The sequence below is a fragment of the Psychroserpens burtonensis DSM 12212 genome (assembly GCF_000425305.1).
Taxonomy (GTDB): domain Bacteria; phylum Bacteroidota; class Bacteroidia; order Flavobacteriales; family Flavobacteriaceae; genus Psychroserpens; species Psychroserpens burtonensis.
This window is the reverse complement of sequence record NZ_AUDE01000013.1, coordinates 1-16,912: the sequence shown is the minus strand read 5'-3', so window position 1 is coordinate 16,912 and position 16,912 is coordinate 1. Positions and strand designations below refer to the sequence as shown.

12 protein-coding genes are annotated in these 16,912 nt (G+C 33.9%); 8 read left to right on the top strand and 4 right to left on the bottom strand.

Annotated features, from left to right (window positions below; translation table 11 throughout):
- The first annotated feature begins 4 nt into the window (after nt 1-4).
- Entirely contained in the window at nt 5-1,198 is a 1,194-nt protein-coding gene (locus H593_RS0106120) for an efflux RND transporter periplasmic adaptor subunit (protein WP_028871635.1), read from the top strand.
- Nucleotides 1,170-4,697, top strand: coding sequence for an efflux RND transporter permease subunit (locus H593_RS0106115; protein WP_245585018.1), 3,528 nt, complete (start codon nt 1,170-1,172; stop codon nt 4,695-4,697). Before H593_RS0106120 ends, H593_RS0106115 begins: the two co-directional genes overlap by 29 nt.
- 138 nt (nt 4,698-4,835) lie before the next feature.
- Here H593_RS0106115 and H593_RS0106110 read toward each other — a convergent pair whose 3' ends face one another.
- The 3 genes from H593_RS0106110 to mfd form a co-directional block, all read right to left on the bottom strand.
- Nucleotides 4,836-6,146, bottom strand: coding sequence for a TlpA family protein disulfide reductase (locus H593_RS0106110; RefSeq protein WP_028871633.1), 1,311 nt, complete (start codon nt 6,144-6,146; stop codon nt 4,836-4,838).
- A gap of 172 nt (nt 6,147-6,318) precedes the next feature.
- Complete coding sequence (locus tag H593_RS0106105; RefSeq protein ID WP_028871632.1) at nt 6,319-7,191, bottom strand: DMT family transporter; 873 nt, start codon at nt 7,189-7,191, stop codon at nt 6,319-6,321.
- Entirely contained in the window at nt 7,188-10,598 is a 3,411-nt protein-coding gene (mfd, locus tag H593_RS0106100; RefSeq protein WP_028871631.1) for a transcription-repair coupling factor, read from the bottom strand. The genes H593_RS0106105 and mfd overlap by 4 nt, the downstream gene beginning before the upstream one ends.
- Before the next feature lie 281 nt (nt 10,599-10,879).
- Here mfd and H593_RS0106095 point away from each other — a divergent pair, with 281 nt between their 5' ends.
- Nucleotides 10,880-11,311, top strand: coding sequence for a tellurite resistance TerB family protein (locus H593_RS0106095; RefSeq protein ID WP_028871630.1), 432 nt, complete (start codon nt 10,880-10,882; stop codon nt 11,309-11,311).
- Nucleotides 11,312-11,556: 245 nt separating this feature from the next.
- On the opposite strand, the gene fbp is transcribed toward H593_RS0106095, so the two are convergent.
- Nucleotides 11,557-12,567, bottom strand: coding sequence for a class 1 fructose-bisphosphatase (fbp, locus tag H593_RS0106090; protein ID WP_028871629.1), 1,011 nt, complete (start codon nt 12,565-12,567; stop codon nt 11,557-11,559).
- A 116-nt stretch (nt 12,568-12,683) separates the two neighbouring features.
- Between fbp and H593_RS0106085 the strand changes: the two genes are divergently transcribed.
- The 5 genes from H593_RS0106085 to H593_RS18585 all read left to right on the top strand — a co-directional run.
- The gene (locus H593_RS0106085; protein ID WP_028871628.1) at nt 12,684-13,163 is read left to right on the top strand and encodes a GNAT family N-acetyltransferase; all 480 of its coding nucleotides are present in this window, start codon (nt 12,684-12,686) and stop codon (nt 13,161-13,163) included.
- A 1-nt stretch (nt 13,164) separates the two neighbouring features.
- Complete coding sequence (locus H593_RS0106080; RefSeq protein WP_028871627.1) at nt 13,165-14,415, top strand: aspartate kinase; 1,251 nt, start codon at nt 13,165-13,167, stop codon at nt 14,413-14,415.
- 36 nt (nt 14,416-14,451) lie between these two features.
- The gene (locus H593_RS0106075; protein WP_028871626.1) at nt 14,452-16,287 is read left to right on the top strand and encodes a GNAT family N-acyltransferase; all 1,836 of its coding nucleotides are present in this window, start codon (nt 14,452-14,454) and stop codon (nt 16,285-16,287) included.
- Nucleotides 16,268-16,558, top strand: a complete 291-nt coding sequence (locus tag H593_RS0106070) for a carboxypeptidase-like regulatory domain-containing protein (RefSeq protein WP_028871625.1) — start codon at nt 16,268-16,270, stop codon at nt 16,556-16,558. The genes H593_RS0106075 and H593_RS0106070 overlap by 20 nt, the downstream gene beginning before the upstream one ends.
- Nucleotides 16,559-16,688: 130 nt before the next feature.
- Nucleotides 16,689-16,912 (top strand): helix-turn-helix domain-containing protein (locus H593_RS18585; RefSeq protein WP_037051635.1); only part of this gene is annotated, 224 nt, incomplete at its 3' end.

Here is a 16,912-nt window from a genome sequence, read left to right as displayed (position 1 = left end):
TTACATGAAATATATCTATCATATCCTATTAATAGCAGTTATTCTTGTTTCCTGTTCTGGAAATAAAAAAAACTCAGTAGAAAGAGCTTTAAAAAGCGAAAATATTGAAACCATTAGAAAAAAACGTGGTGAACTTGTGAACTCACAACAAGCACTTAATGATCAAATCAAACTTTTAGATAAAAAAATAAAAACTCTAGATACCACAAAAAATGTCCCGTTAATCACAACATTTAAGGCCAATCCTACAGTCTTTAAACATGTTTTAGAACTACAAGGGAATGTCACTACAAAAAACTTATTAACGATCACTCCAGAGTATAATGGAATTTTAACCAATGTATACGTCAAAGATGGCCAAAATGTAACTAAAGGGCAAATTTTAGCTAAAATTGATGACGGCGGATTGAGTCAACAGTTAGCACAATTTAAAATTCAAGCAGAATTAGCCAAAACCACATTTGAACGTCAAAGAAGACTATGGGATCAAAAGATTGGTAGTGAAATTCAATTTTTACAAGCTCAATCAACTTATGAATCACAAAAGGAAGCGGTCAATCAAATGAACCAGCAAATTTCTAAAACAACTGTTAGAGCGCCTTTTACCGGCACTATTGACGATGTAATTACAGAACAGGGAAGTGTCGTTGCTGCTGGTCAAACTCAACTAATGCGTATTGTAAATCTAGATGACATGTACATTGAGACCGAAGTGCCAGAGCGTTATGTTTCTAACGTTGTTAAAGGTAAAAGTGTATCCGTTGATCTTCCTGTATTAGGAAAAACGATCAATGCTAAAGTACGTCAAACCAGTGACTTTATAAATCCTGCCAATCGCACATTTAAAGCGGAAATTGAGGTGCCAAACAAAGATAAAACTATTAAACCAAATTTAACTGCACGACTAAAAATAAACGATTACACCAATGAAAATGCGCTTCTAATTCCACAGAATGTTATTTCAGAAAATGCAGAAGGCGAACAATATGTTTATATTATAATAGATAAAAACTCCAATGGTATTGGTACAGCAAAACGCATGATTATAGAAACAGGCAGAACACAAGGCGATATTATTGAAGTTCTCAAAGGATTGAAGGATGGTGCAGAAATCATCAAGGAAGGTGCTCGAAGTGTGAGAGACGACCAATCTGTTGAGGTAATTAATTATGAAGACACCAAAGTTAATGAAAAGTAAAAAGAAAAAAAACATAGACAAAGAGTTTGGCTTATCATCGTGGGCCATTGACAACAAAACAACTATGTATGTTTTGATTGCTGTATTTTTCTATTTGGGTATTTCTGCCTTTTTTGAAATGCCGAGAGAAGATTTCCCTGAGGTGAACGAAACCAAAATTTACGTAAGTACAATTTATCCTGGAAACACTGCAGAAGACATTGAAAAACTAGTCACAGACCCTCTTGAAGACAAACTCAATATCGTGAGTAATAAAGTTGAGATCAGCTCAACATCCCAAGAAGATTACTCTATGATTATTGTAGAGTTTGATGAGAATATTACAGTTGAGCAAGCCAAACAAAAAGTAAAGGACGAGGTAGACAGTGAAACGGCAAGTGAAGATTGGCCGACGTTTAATGGTGCCAAAGTAGAACCCAATGTTTTTGAACTGAGCCTTTCCGAAGAAATTCCGATATTAAATATTAATATCTCTGGAGATTATCCTGTTGGTAAATTAAAAGAATATGCAGAATACCTCCAAGATGAAATTGAAGATCTACAGGAAATAAAGAAAGCAGACATTAGAGGTGCCCAAGAAAAAGAAGTTGAAGTTGCTGTAGATATCTATAAAATGATGTCTTCAAAAGTCACATTCAATGATATTATTGGCGCAATAAATGGCGGTAATGTAACGATGTCTGCTGGTAATTTAAAAACTAGCGGACAACGACGCACCATTAGGATATTAGGAGAAATAGAAAATCCTCAAGAATTAGAAAATTTCGTCGTAAAAGCTGAAAACGGTAATGCCATCTACCTAAAAGATATTGCAAGCGTATCATTTAAAGAAGAAGATCATACCACTTTTGCAAGAAAGTCTGGTAAACCCGTGGTGATGCTTGATGTTAAAAAACGTGCAGGTAAAAATATGGTGGATGCTGCTGAGCAAATTCAAATCATTGTTGAAAAGGCCATTGCCAATGAATTTCCCGCAGACCTAGAGGTGACGATCACTAATGACCAATCTGAAAAAACCATTGGTCAAGTTGACGATTTGGTCAACAACATCATCTTTGGTGTCATCTTGGTTGTCACTGTTTTGATGTTCTTTTTAGGATTTAAAAACGCCCTATTTGTTGGTTTTGCTATACCAATGTCAATGTTTATGTCTCTCATGATTTTAAACCTCCTAGGTTACAGTCTCAATACTATGGTCCTTTTTGGTTTAATTATGGGGCTAGGAATGCTTGTAGATAACGGTATTGTAGTTGTTGAAAATGTTTACCGATTAATGGAAGATGAAGGTTTGAGCAGGATTGAAGCTGCCAAAAAAGGTATTGGAGAAATTGCATTCCCTATTATTATATCTACAGCAACAACGGTTGCTGCCTTTATGCCTTTGGGACTTTGGCCAGGGATTATGGGAGAATTTATGAAGATTTTACCAATCACTTTATCCATTGTATTAGGGTCTTCGTTGGTAGTTGCTATATTTTTCAATTCGGTTTTAGTTTCTCGATTTATGACCATTGAGGATAAAGATATGCCTTTAAAGCAAATCATTAAAACCACTATTATTGTGGCTTCCATAGGTGTACTTGTTCTAATTTTTGGAGGAGCATATCGCGGATTAGGAACCGTTATGATTTTCACTGCGATTATGCTTTGGGCTTATCGCTTCTTTATTAGAAAATGGGCAAATAATTTTCAAAACAGCACCTTAGTAAAATTAGAAAATTGGTACGAACGTCAATTGAGAAGAGCTCTTTCTAAAAACCGTCCCTATATATTTAGCATTGGTACGTTTTTATTACTGATTGCTTCTTTTGTTGCCTTCGGAATTTCTCTAGATACGAAACGAACAAAAGTTGAGTTCTTCCCAGATAATAATCCTAACCAGATTATTGTTTACATAGAATATCCTGAAGGGACTGCCATCGAAAAAACAAACGCTATTACTAAAAAAATTGAAAAGCGTGTATACGACATCATCAACCAAGATCAATATATGGATGGTGATAGAAATTTCTTAGTAGAAAGTGCTGTATCACAAGTTGGTGAGGGTGCTGGAAACCCGCAAACCGATGGTGGTTCTGCTGCCGAAATGCCTCACAAATCAAAAATCACAGCGTCTATGCGTGAATATAAGTACAGACGTGGCGAAGATAGTGAAGCTTTGAGACAAAAAGTTCAAGAAGCCATGGTAGGCATATACCCGGGTGTGCTTATTTCCGTAGAAAAAGATGTTAAAGGTCCACCTGCGGGATCGCCAATTAATATTGAAATTGAAGGAAAAGATTACAATGCGTTGATAGCTACTGCAGAGAAAATGCGTGAATTTATCAATTCTAAAAATATTGCTGGTATTGCCGAACTTAAGATAGATGTCAATAAAGGCAAGCCAACAATGCAAGTTGAAGTTGATCGGGAAAAAGCTGGAGAGCTAGGTATTACAGCCTCTCAAGTTGGACAGCAATTACGTAATTCTATCTTTGGATCTAAAGCGGGTATTTACAAAGAAGATGGTGATGATTATGATATTTATGTGCGTTTTAATGAAGCGAATAGATACAATACCAGCGCCTTATTTAATCAAAACATTACGTTTCGTGATAATACAGGACAAATTAAGGAAGTCCCTCTGTCTACGGTTGCTAAGCAAAAAAACAACTCTGGTTTTAGTGCTATTAAACATAAAGAAACCAAGCGTGTCGTAACCGTATATTCTGCTTTAGCTCCTGGTTTTACCGATGCTGGCGCGATTGTGACTCAAGTTCAAAATGAAATGAAAAGTTACGAAGGATTACCTGAGGATATTCATATCGATTATACGGGACAAATTGAAGAGCAAAACAAACAAATGGCCTTTTTAATAGGTGCCTTTTTTACAGGTTTAGGATTGATTTTCTTTATTTTAATATTTCAGTTTAATTCGGTTTCGAAACCAACCATTATCATGATTGCTATTTTTTTAAGTTTTATTGGTGTCTTTGGAGGTATCGTTATTTCTGGAAGTGCGTTTGTTATTATGATGACCATGGTTGGGATTATTTCCCTCGCAGGTATTGTCGTTAACAATGGAGTGGTTCTTTTAGATTATGCACAACTACTAATTGATAGAAAAAAGAATGATTTAAATTTGGAAAAAGAGGATTATCTAAGTGATGAAGATCTTTTTGAAAGCATCGTCAAAGCTGGAAAAGCACGTTTACGTCCTGTTTTATTAACTGCGATTACCACTATTTTAGGATTAATTCCTTTAGCTATTGGACTTAACATTAATTTCTTTACACTATTTGCAGATTTTGATGCCAATGTTTATATGGGTGGAGATAATGTAATATTTTGGGGGCCTCTAGCTTGGACCGTAATTTATGGATTATTTATAGCGACCTTCTTAACCTTGATTGTGGTTCCTATTTTATTCTTTTTATCCATGAAACTAAAAATGTGGGTGCGAACAAAGTTTAGTGATAAAGAACTTGTTGCTAAAAATGAAGCATCACTAGAATCTTAAATTTAAGATGACCTTTTCATAAGAGGTTTGATTAATAGCGTGAAAGCCTTGACATATGTCGAGGCTTTCTAATTTTAGAAGGTCTGATTTTTATTTGTTTACTTCGGAAATGTGCTGGCTTCAAACAACGTCTATGCCTTACTTTAAAATTACTTTTAAAGCTTCAGCATCATAAGGTTTTGCAATTATAGTCTTGTCTTTATCTAATAAGAAAAAGGAAGGTGTTGATTCTATACCATAAGCACCAGAGGTTGGGTTCTCCCATTTGCCTAATCCTAAAACATGAATAAAATTTTGATAGTTGGCTATCATTTTTTGCCAGTTCTCAGCATCATCCTCTAAACCTATAGCTATAACTGTAAGCTCTTTTTTCTCTTCTACAATTTGTTTCACCTTAGGTAACTCTTCAAGGCAATGTCCACAGGTGCTGCTCCAAAAAATCACTAAGTATTGATCTGTAATGTTAAGATCATACAAGGTAGAAGTAAGTACTTCTCCATCTTTTGTATATGACAAGTCAAAATTTGACGCTGTATTACCAACTGTATTATTTTTATAAATAAGTATTTGTTCTTTTAGAGCATCATATTTGGTGAGTTCTGTCAATTTTAATAGGTATTTATCTGTAACGTAATTAGCAAGTTCTGGATTCTCCATCTCTTTAAAACGTCTCCAAATCATTTCGAATAAAAAGATTTTTATCTCTGGGTTTCCGTCACCAATTCTTGTCATTAATCCATCAACATCGGTTTTATAGACCTCATTACTAGTATTTGCAGACATTCCGAAGATATAAGCCATAACACGATCCACCAAAAAATCTGAGCTCTGTAATAATGGACTACCAAAATCAACATGATCTAAATACGTGTATTTTAAATTTTTTGAATAGGTTGACAAATCTTCAAAACCCTTTGGCACGTAAGGTGAATTAGCTTTAATAAACACCGAAGACACTGTCCCTTTTGAAGACTCCTCATAAGCAATTTGAGTGTCGCTCAATGTTTTGACAATTTCTAAATACCCTTTCTTATCGACACTCTCTTGAGTATAAAAGCTACTTATGGTTCTGTTCACCATTTCCATACTTTTAATATAAGAGGCCCACAATTTATTCTCATTACTATCTTTAAACTCTAAGCCATGGTCTACACTAAACGAGAATACAACCGATTCTTTACCATTATAAATAAAATCGAAGTTATTATCTTCTGATGGAAGCGCATACACAATCTTATAAATCCCAGGTGTGGACTTAGAATCAAAAGGAATGCTAAAACTTCCATCTTCGTCCAATTGTGCTCTATCTATATAATTTGAACCTGTTGGAGTCGCTTGATATAAAAATGCGTAAGAGTACTCTTCTACAGGAGTGAACGTACCACCTATGCTATGTTGAGCAACAATAAATGATGGAATTAAGGCAAGTAAAAACAATATTTTTTTCATCAAAATTTTATTTTCATCTTCATCAAGGTGAAGGGTTATATCAGATTTAAAACCTACAAGGTGTCGAAAACATTCCAGGATAGGTTTTCAAATATCTGAATTTTATCTATGATACCAAATGAATATTAAAATGAGTCATGAATAATTTGAATTATACGGGTTATTTTAAAGTTCATTTGGTACTTAATTTACTTTTTGATCTTATGCTTTCAATAACTACCGTAGAAATGATAAGTGACCCACCAACAAATGTATTCCATGTTGGGATTTCATTTAAGAATAAAAACGCTATAATAATTCCAAAAATTGGTTGGGTGCTACTTATGATACTAGCTGTACTTACTTTAAAGTATTTAAGACTGTGAATAAACATCGTATGACCAATAGCAGTCGTTAATAATGCAAGTACGATCACATATGGAAATTGAGTTTTAATCTCAGAGGTTCCAAGAATTGGTAGCGCTGGTAAAAGGACTACCGCTAAAATTAAAACCTGATAAAACATAAGCATACTGCCATTATATACTAAAACATGCTGTTTTAACATCAATGTTCTAATAGCATAACAGATTGCCGAAAACAATCCAAACAAAACGCCTTTAAGCTGAGAACTTTCTAAATCGAAATCTGGTGCTAAAAAATAAATTCCCACCAATACTAAAACTCCGAGAACAATATGAATAGGATCAAATTTCACTTTAGAAAACAAAGGTTCCAAAATAGCTGTGATTATTGGAAACGTAAAAAGAGACAACATGCCAATGGCAACACTAGACAACTTTAACGCATAGAAATAAGTAATCCAATGTGCACCTAAAAAAAGTGCAGATAAAAAGAACGTAAATTTATCCTGACCTGTATTAATCTTCAATGAAACCCCTTTAAACTTGCAATACATGAACAAAAACAAAGCTGCAAAAGCAGATCTCCACCAAATAATAACTGGTGTTGGCATGTCTATATATTTACCTAAAGCTCCAGAAGTACTAATACATATTGTGGCTAATGTTAACCATAACACATGCTTTAGATGTGCATCTTTCATATGCCCTCTAATTTACTCAGCACTTGTTTGACAGACCTAATTTGTTCAAATGTTAAGAGTAAACGCAAACCGTTCCTCGTTTGCTTTTCCTTCATTTTACATTGCCCAGGATGCGTTTGCACATATTTAAGCACCTTTGTAAAATTAGGACTTTGATAAAACGCACTGTTTTGATCATTTATGAAATAGCCTACAAAACGCCCTTTCTTCATAATGATTTTCTCTAACCCTATTTTTGCAGCAATCCATTTAACACGTACACTATTTAACAAATCAACCACTTGGATTGGTAATTCTCCAAAACGATCTATAATTTCAGATTCAAATTTCTGAAGCTCTTCTTCGGTTTTGAATGTATTGAGTTTGGTGTACAGATTTAAGCGTTCTTTAATATTATTGACGTAGTCATCTGGAAAGAGCAATTCAAAATCAGTATCAATAGTGATGTCCTTGACGTACTCTTTTTCTTTCCCATCATCTTGATAGAGGTCTTTAAATTCGTTGTCTTTGAGCTCTTCGATAGCTTCATTAAGAATTTTTTGATACGTATCAAATCCAATCTCGTTGATAAATCCACTTTGTTCACCTCCTAATAAATCACCAGCACCTCTAATTTCGAGATCTTTCATAGCGATATTAAATCCGCTACCTAATTCAGTAAATTGTTCTAATGCTGTAATACGCTTTCTTGCATCATCAGTCATAGCAGAATAATCAGGTGTAATAAAATAGCAGAACGCTTTTTTATTACTTCTACCGACACGTCCACGCATTTGATGCAAATCACTCAATCCAAAGTTATTTGCATTGTTAATAAAAATCGTATTCGCATTTGGCACGTCCAATCCACTTTCTACAATGGTAGTACTTACAAGTACATCAAACTCACCATTCATAAAAGCGAGCATTAGCGTTTCTAATTTTTTACCATCTAATTGTCCATGACCAATCCCAATTTTAGAGTCAGGTACTAATCGCTGAATCATACCAGCAACCTCTTTTATATTCTCAATGCGATTATGGATAAAGAATATTTGTCCGCCTCGCTCAATTTCATAGCTCACAGCATCTCTAATAATTTCTTCCCCAAACCTAATCACATGACTATCAATAGGATATCGATTTGGAGGTGGCGTTGTAATCACAGATAGATCACGTGCTGCCATCAAACTAAACTGCAAGGTTCTTGGAATTGGTGTTGCAGTCAATGTCAACACATCCACATTATCTTTAAGTGTTTTTAGTTTCTCTTTTACTGCTACGCCAAACTTTTGTTCTTCATCAACGATAAGCAGCCCAAGGTCATTAAATTTGACATTTTTGTTAACCAATTGATGAGTTCCAATGATAATATCTACGTGACCTTTTTCTAATTTTTCGAGAGTTTCTCGTTTTTCTTTTGCCGTTCTAAAGCGGTTTAAGTAATCTACAGTTACTGGGAAATCCTTGAGACGTTCAGTAAACGTTTTATGATGTTGATAGGCCAAAATAGTAGTTGGCACTAAAACAGCCACCTGCTTCCCATTATCTACAGCTTTAAAAGCCGCTCGAATAGCAACTTCTGTCTTACCAAAACCTACATCTCCACATACGAGACGATCCATTGGACGCTCGCTTTCCATATCTGCTTTTATGTCTGCAGTAGACGTGATTTGATCTGGAGTATCTTCATAGATAAATGAGGCTTCTAATTCATGCTGCAAGTAACTATCTGGTTTATATTGATAGCCCTTTTCTAATTTACGTTTAGCATAAACTTGAATTAAATTAAAAGCAATTTCTTTAACTCTAGATTTTGTTTTTTGCTTAAGAGTTTTCCAGGCTTTACTCCCTAGTTTATAAATTTTTGGTGGTTTCCCATCCTTACCATTAAATTTAGTGATTTTATGTAGTGAATGAATACTCAAATACAACACATCACGCTCTCCATAGACTAATTTTATGGCTTCCTGTTTTTTGCCTTCAACATCAATTTTTTGGAGTCCGCCAAACTTTCCAATCCCATGATCAATATGCGTAACATAATCTCCAATGTCAAGATTAGTGAGTTCCTTTAGAGTAATAGCCTGCTTTTTAGCATAACCATTTTTAAGATGGAATTTATGGTAACGTTCAAAAATTTGATGATCTGTATAGCAGGTAATTTTTTGATTATGGTCTACAAATCCTTGATATAAGGATAAAACAATAGTTTGGTAATTCACATCTTGTTCTACATCATCAAAAATATCACGAAAACGCTTGGCTTGTTGCTCACTTGCGCATGCAATGTAATTAGTGTATCCTCTATCGTGATGCAAATTAAGATCTTCAATTAATAAATCGAACTGTTTATTAAAGGACGGTTGAGGAGTTGTATTGAATGCTATCACGTAACTGTCATTTGGAGCGGAGTCGAGAAACTCTTTGTTGTGCATATCGACTTCGCTCGATGTGACAGAACTATTTGATTTATTTTTACTGAAATTCGCCGACGTCCCAAATTCAACCAAACTAAACTCCAGTAATTGACGTTTTAGTTCTTCAGAGTTACAGAAGAGTTCTTTTGGTGATGCATGTTTAATGTCTAAAGAGAGGTTTTTAAATGTGTCTTCTGCTTTTCCAAAGAAATCATCAATTCTAGAGAAGAAAAAGTCTGTATTTTTAGAGAATATCACCGTTTTTTGAGCGATATATTTCAAAAAACTCTGCCTATTTTCGTCCAAAAACTTATTGGCAACATTAGGGATAACACTTATTTTTTTAATCTGCTCTGTCGATAATTGAGTCTCTACGTCAAAAGTTCTAATACTATCTACGTCATCACCAAAAAACTCAATACGATAAGGCTCATCATTTGAAAATGAAAAGACATCTACAATGCCACCGCGAACTGAAAACTCTCCAGGTTCAGTTACAAAATCTACACGCTTAAATTTGTACTCAAATAACACTTCGTTAACAAAATCTAATGAAAGTTCATCACCAACTGCAATTTTTAACGTGTTCCTTTCTAGCTCACGACGCGTGACTACTTTTTCAAAAAGCGCATCCGGATAGGTTACGATTATTGATGGTTTTTTACGTGAATTGATACGGTTTAACACCTCTGCTCTTAGTAAAACGTTGACATTATCGGTTTGTTCTATTTGATATGGTCTTCTATAACTTCCTGGATAAAAAAGCACATCTTTATCGCTTAATAACGCTTCTAAATCATTAAGGTAAAAAGCAGCCTCTTCTTTATCATTGAAGATAAGTAGAAATGGAAGCTCTGCAGATTTAAAACTTTCGCTTAGAACCAGTGATAATGATGACCCAACAAGACCTTTAAGATGTACTTTGTTTTGGGAATTGGCAATAGCAAATCGTAGATTTTGCATTTGCAAAGCCTTTACATACGTTTGCGAGAGAATGGATTTACTCAAAACATTTTATTTTGTGCAAAGATAAATTTTTTGTCTTACTTCCTAGTGAACTCATCTTGACTTTTTCTATTTCTTAAAACTTCTATACCTGCTGGAAGCAATAGCTAGAATTCGCACTTTTTTTGTTGCTTTTTTTAAAGCATAGATGTGCTCTTACGTTCGTAAAGCACCTCATGTAGACAAAATTTTACTGTATTTTTGATTAAATCCAAAAAGTCAAGATAAGTTCATTGTAAAAATGTATTAATAAAACTATATTTGTGCCACTTTAAAAAAAAATTATGTCATTTTCAGATTTATTTGATAGCGGATTCAAAACAAGAAACGAAGACCACTTTGCTTCTATAGTTAAAGTTGCCATGGACGATGGAATTATTACAGAAGAAGAAAAAGCGTTTTTAGACCGTACAGCGAGACGTTTAGAAATTGGTGAAAATAATTATGCTGAAATCTTAAAAAACTACAAATCACATCCTGTTAATCCACCAACATCCTATGATAACCGTTTAGAGCGTTTATATGATTTAGCACGTATGGTTTATGTAGATCACATTAAAGGGGACCACGAAGAGATTGTATTATGTAAAATTGCTATTGGATTAGGTTTTTCTTCGAAAAATGTAAAATATGTGGTTGATAAAGCTTTAACTTTGGTGAGTAATGGTGTAGATTTAGATACATTTATGGAGGAAATTAAAACCATGAATCAATAATAACTTGTTTATATATTGAACATTTTAAAAATTAAATAAAAAAAACAGCCACTTGAATAGTCGCTGTTTTTTTTATGAAATATAATTTGATTTGTCAATATACTCTTTAAATGCAGTATTCAAAAAACACAGGCCATGGACCATCGCCAGCAGGATATCGTGTAAAACTAAAATCATTTTAACGCTCCAAAACCTTGTAAGACCTCTAATTTCCAAACCTAGCTGAAGGCAGGGAAAAAAAATATTTAAACCGCTGCATCACGCATAAACTCCTCAGCTTTTTCTACCATGTTTTTGCTTCCGCAAATAAATGGGACACGTTGATGGAGCTCTGTAGGTTCAATATCCATAATTCTCGTAAAGCCGTCACTAGCCTTACCCTGGGCTTGCTCTGCTATAAATGCCATGGGATTACACTCATAGAGTAAACGAAGTTTCCCGTTAGAATTCGTTGAACTTTTTGGATATAAATAGATACCGCCTTTAATCATATTTCTATGAAAATCTGATACTAAAGACCCAATATAACGGCTTGTATATGGACGATCACCTTCCTCTTGTTGGCAATATTTGATATAATTTTTTATCCCTTGCGGAAAGTGAATATAATTCCCTTCGTTTACTGAGTAAATCTTACCATCGTCTGGAAAGCGCATGTTTGGATGCGATAAATAAAATGTACCAATAGCTGGATTTAGAGTAAACCCATTAACGCCATAACCCGTTGTATATACAATCATAGTTGACGTCCCGTAAACAATATATCCTGCAGCTACTTGTTGATTCCCTTTTTGAAGGAAATCATCTATAGTTACAGGTGTACCAACAGGAGTCACGCGCCTATAAATTGAAAAAATAGTTCCAACAGAGACATTCACATCAATATTTGACGAACCATCTAAAGGGTCTATTAAAACAATATACTTATTTTGATTGTTTTCATCTTGGCTGTTAATCGCAATAAAATCGTCTTCCTCTTCACTCGCTATCCCGCAGACAATGTTCCGCTTAGTCATCGTTTGAATGAATTTTTCATTAGCATATACATCTAACTTTTGTTGGTCTTCGCCTTGAATATTTGTGTCTCCTGCAGCACCAATTATATCTACAAGTCCTGCTTTATTAACTTCGTGATTAACAACTTTTGCCGCTAAACGAATAGAATTTATAAGTCGGGATAACTCACCAGACGTATATTTAAAAGAGGATTGATTTTCAATAATGAATTCACCTAGCGTTTGGTTTTGTCGAGACATATAATATGGTTGTTTTTTGCAAATATCTTATTTTTTTGTTCAACTACAACGTTTTCGTGTAATTATTGTATCCTGTAATACTATAGTTTAAGCTATATTTGGGCTAAAGAAAAATTATGCCTTTCTACATTCGCGAAGCCACAAAAAAAGACTTGCCTAGAGTACTAGAACTCATCGTTGAATTAGCAGTTTTTGAAAAAGAACCTGACGCTGTAGAAGTTACTGTAGAGGATTTAGAACAAGGCGCCTTTGAAAATCCAAAACAGTTTGTTTGTTTTGTTGCAGAAAGTGAAGGTATTATAGAAGGCATTGCTTTGGTTTACAATCGTTTTTCTACTTGGAAAGGATCTATTTTACATTTAGAAGATTTGATTGTGAGCCAAAATAAAAGAGGTTCAGGGTTAGGCACTGCACTTTTAGATGAGGTTGTAAAATACGGTCACAATTTAGGCGTTAAACGCATAAGCTGGGAGGTTATAGACTGGAACGAGCCTGCTATTATTTTTTACGAAAAGAAAGGCGCAGATGTCAAACGTGATTGGGATGTTGTTCATCTTAATGAAGACGCCATAAAAAATTATATATCAAATATATAACATGCAAGTATTCAAATTTGGAGGAGCTTCAGTTAAAAATGCTGAAGGTGTAAAAAACCTAGCTCGTGTATTACAGCAAGTTGGTTATGAAAACACATTAGTCGTTGTCTCTGCTATGGGCAAAATAACTAATGCACTTGAGTTGGTTATAAAAAATTATTTTGAAAATAAATCTGAATTACAAAGCTCAATTCAAGAGGTTAAGCAGTTCCATAATAAGATTTTATTAGACCTTTTTAATAATGTACAACATCCTGCATTTAAAAAAGTATCTTCAATTTTTGGAGATTTAGACGGATTTTTTCTTCGGAATAAATCTCCAGATTATAATTTTGTTTATGACCAAGTCATTGGTTTTGGGGAATTAACATCGACAACCATTATAAGTGCTTATCTTAATGAGGTTGGTTTAAAAAACAAGTGGTTAGATGTGCGTGAATTTATTAAAACCGATGATTATTATCGCAGGTCTAATGTGGATTGGGAACAAACACAAAACAATATAAAAACCAACTTAGATACTAAGGTTCTAAATATAACTCAAGGATTTTTAGGTAGCGATGCCAATAATTTCACAACCACATTAGGACGAGAAGGAAGTGATTATACAGCCGCTATTTTTGCTTATTGTTTAAATGCTGAAAGTGTCACTATTTGGAAAGATGTACCAGGTATTTTAAATGCCGATCCACGTTATTTTGAAAACGCACAACTACTTAATACTATTTCTTACAGAGAGGCTATAGAATTGGCATTTTATGGCGCTTCAGTCATTCACCCTAAGACCTTACAACCTTTACAGCAAAAGGAAATTCCTTTGTTTGTGAAATCGTTTTTAAACCCTATAAACGCAGGAACACGCGTGGGTAAAGGTGTAGGCATAGAACCAAATGTGCCCTGCTTCATTGTGAAAAAGAATCAAGTATTGATTTCTTTATCATCGTTAGATTTTAGTTATATCGTCGAAGAAAATATCAGTGAAATATTTAAATTACTACACCTTTATAAAATGAAAGTTGATGTGATTCAGAATTCTGCGATAAGTTTTTCAGTATGTTTTGAAAATACATATGATAATTTAGAACGTTTGCTTCAGCATCTTAAAGCAAAATTTAAAGTAACAATTAATGACAATGTTAGTCTTTATACTGTGAGACATTATAACGAGCAGGCTATTACTTCCATAGAGAAAGATAAAGAACTACTTTTAAAACAGTTAACACACGAGACAATTCAAATAGTAACTCAATAAAGAATTCACTATTTTTACCGTTACTATTAATCAGATATGACCAAAGAACAAGATAAAGGATTAGTTACCGCAAAAGAGGTCGCAAAAGTGATTAATGCCGACAAGTATGGCTTTGTAGGCACTTTTTTTGGGTGGTTATTGATGAAGGTCTTAAAAATATCTACAATCAACAGGTTTTACAAACGCAATAAGCATTTAAGAGATGGTGAATTTTTAGATGCCATACTAGATGATTTTCAAATTAAATTTGAAATTCCTGAAGAAGATTTAAAACGTCTCCCAAAAGATGGTGCTTATATTACGGTATCTAATCATCCTCTTGGAGGAATAGACGGGATTCTACTGCTCAAACTTATGATTGAGCAACGTCAAGATTTCAAGATTATAGCCAATTTTTTATTGCATAGAATAGAGCCTTTAAAGCCTTACATCATGCCTGTTAACCCATTTGAAGACAGAAAGGATGTAAAATCTAGTATTACGGGTTTTAAAAATGCGATTTTACATTTGAGAGATGGTCATCCATTGGGTATATTTCCTGCAGGAGAAGTCTCTACTTATAAAGATGGAAAACTCGTAGTTGATAGACCATGGGAAGAAGCTGCAATAAAATTGATTCAAAAAGCAGAAGTTCCTATTGTGCCTATTTATTTCCATGCTAAAAACAGTCGGTTATTTTATAAGCTCTCTAAGGTTAGTGATACCCTTAGAACTGCAAAGTTACCTTCGGAAGTACTGACTCAAAAAAATAGAGTTATTAAGGTTAGAATTGGTCGTGCTATTTCAGTGAGTGACCAAAAAGAACATAAATCATTATCTGATTTCTCACATTTTATAAGACGAAAAACCTATATTTTATCAAATTCTTTTGAAGATAAACCTAAAATTTTAAACAATATATCTAATACATTAAAGCCTCCAGCAAAACCGCCTAAGCGAATCGTAGGATCTGTAAGTGCAGAAAAAATGGCAAGCGAAGTAGACGCGTTAAAAGAAGGTGATTTTAGATTGCTTGAAAGTAAAAATTACGAGGTCTATTTGACCGAAGCGAAACTCATCCCAAACATACTGCATGAAATTGGTCGTTTGCGTGAAATTACATTTAGAGAAATTGGAGAAGGAACAAACGAAGCTATTGATTTAGATAGTTTTGACACCTACTACCACCATATGTTTTTATGGGATACTAGCACCAAAAAAATTGTTGGAGCTTATAGAATGGGATTAGGTTCTAAAATTTTTGAACGCTATGGTATTGACGGTTTTTATCTTCAAGATTTGTTTAGGTTTGAGCCAGAGCTTTATAAAATGATGAGTGAATCTATAGAAATGGGTCGCGCATTTATAATTAAAGAATACCAACAAAAACCAATGCCTTTATTTTTACTTTGGAAAGGTATCGTACACACAACATTGCGTTATCCGGAACACAAGTATTTAATAGGAGGTGTGAGCATTAGTGACCAGTTTTCTAATTTTTCAAAATCTCTCATGATTGAATTTATGAAATCGCATTATTACGATCCTTATGTTGCGCAATACGTTCATCCTAAAAAAGAATTTAAAGTTAAACTTAAAGATGCCGATAAGGATTTTGTTTTTGATGAAACCGAAGCAGATTTAAATAAGTTTGATAAAATCATAGACGAGATTGAACCAGGAGCATTGCGTTTACCTGTACTTTTAAAAAAATATATCAAGCAAAATGCAAGGCTTGTAGCTTTTAATGTGGACCCTTTGTTTAATAACTCGGTAGACGGCTTGATGTATATCAAAATTGCAGATTTACCTGAAAGTACTGTAAAACCAGTAATGGAGGAGTTTCAAGCAGAGTTGGAGCGAAAGTTTTCTAATGGAAATACAGAGGATTAAAATACTACAATTCTTTCTTATTTTAAGTGCTATCCATATACATGCACAATCTATTTCTGGTATCATACTTGATGCAAAAACCAACTTACCCATAGAAAGTGCATCTGTCTACTTTGATAATACCACTATTGGAACTTCTACTAATTATCAAGGTAAATTTGAGATAGAAAAAAGCGAAAATATTAGCTCTAACTTAGTTATTTCATTTATTGGTTATGAAAAAGTAACTATTAAGGATTATGACACCAATTCAATTTATAAATTTTATTAAAAGAATCTCCAAATATACTTGATGAAGTTTTAATAAATATCTAAGTTCAAGTTATAAGTGCAACACGAATATTTAAAATAGATGGGGCTAGCCCCATCTATTTTAGGCTCAATATTTATATTCGTTTTGAATGAAACATTATAAACAATTGACCTTGTCACAAAGGTATCAAATCTCTGCATTATTAGAGACAGGAATTACTATTACACAAATAGCAATAATTATTGGTGTCAATAAAAGTACAGTATCAAGAGAGTTAAAAAGAAACACGCCAAGTAGAGGAAGTACAGCTGGTAGTTATATTCCAGAACACGCTCAACAGAAGGCAATTAATAGACATTGTTTGAAACCCAA

Coding starts and splice junctions, on each gene's coding strand:
- H593_RS0106095 (WP_028871630.1), top strand. CDS start 10,880: ATGTCATTTTCAGATTTATTTGATAGCGGATTCAAAACAAGAAACGAA.
- H593_RS0106070 (WP_028871625.1), top strand. CDS start 16,268: ATGGAAATACAGAGGATTAAAATACTACAATTCTTTCTTATTTTAAGT.
- H593_RS0106105 (WP_028871632.1), bottom strand. CDS start 7,191: ATGAAAGATGCACATCTAAAGCATGTGTTATGGTTAACATTAGCCACA.
- H593_RS0106085 (WP_028871628.1), top strand. CDS start 12,684: ATGCCTTTCTACATTCGCGAAGCCACAAAAAAAGACTTGCCTAGAGTA.
- H593_RS0106120 (WP_028871635.1), top strand. CDS start 5: ATGAAATATATCTATCATATCCTATTAATAGCAGTTATTCTTGTTTCC.
- H593_RS0106075 (WP_028871626.1), top strand. CDS start 14,452: ATGACCAAAGAACAAGATAAAGGATTAGTTACCGCAAAAGAGGTCGCA.
- H593_RS0106115 (WP_245585018.1), top strand. CDS start 1,170: ATGAAGACACCAAAGTTAATGAAAAGTAAAAAGAAAAAAAACATAGAC.
- H593_RS0106080 (WP_028871627.1), top strand. CDS start 13,165: ATGCAAGTATTCAAATTTGGAGGAGCTTCAGTTAAAAATGCTGAAGGT.
- fbp (WP_028871629.1), bottom strand. CDS start 12,567: ATGTCTCGACAAAACCAAACGCTAGGTGAATTCATTATTGAAAATCAA.
- H593_RS0106110 (WP_028871633.1), bottom strand. CDS start 6,146: ATGAAAAAAATATTGTTTTTACTTGCCTTAATTCCATCATTTATTGTT.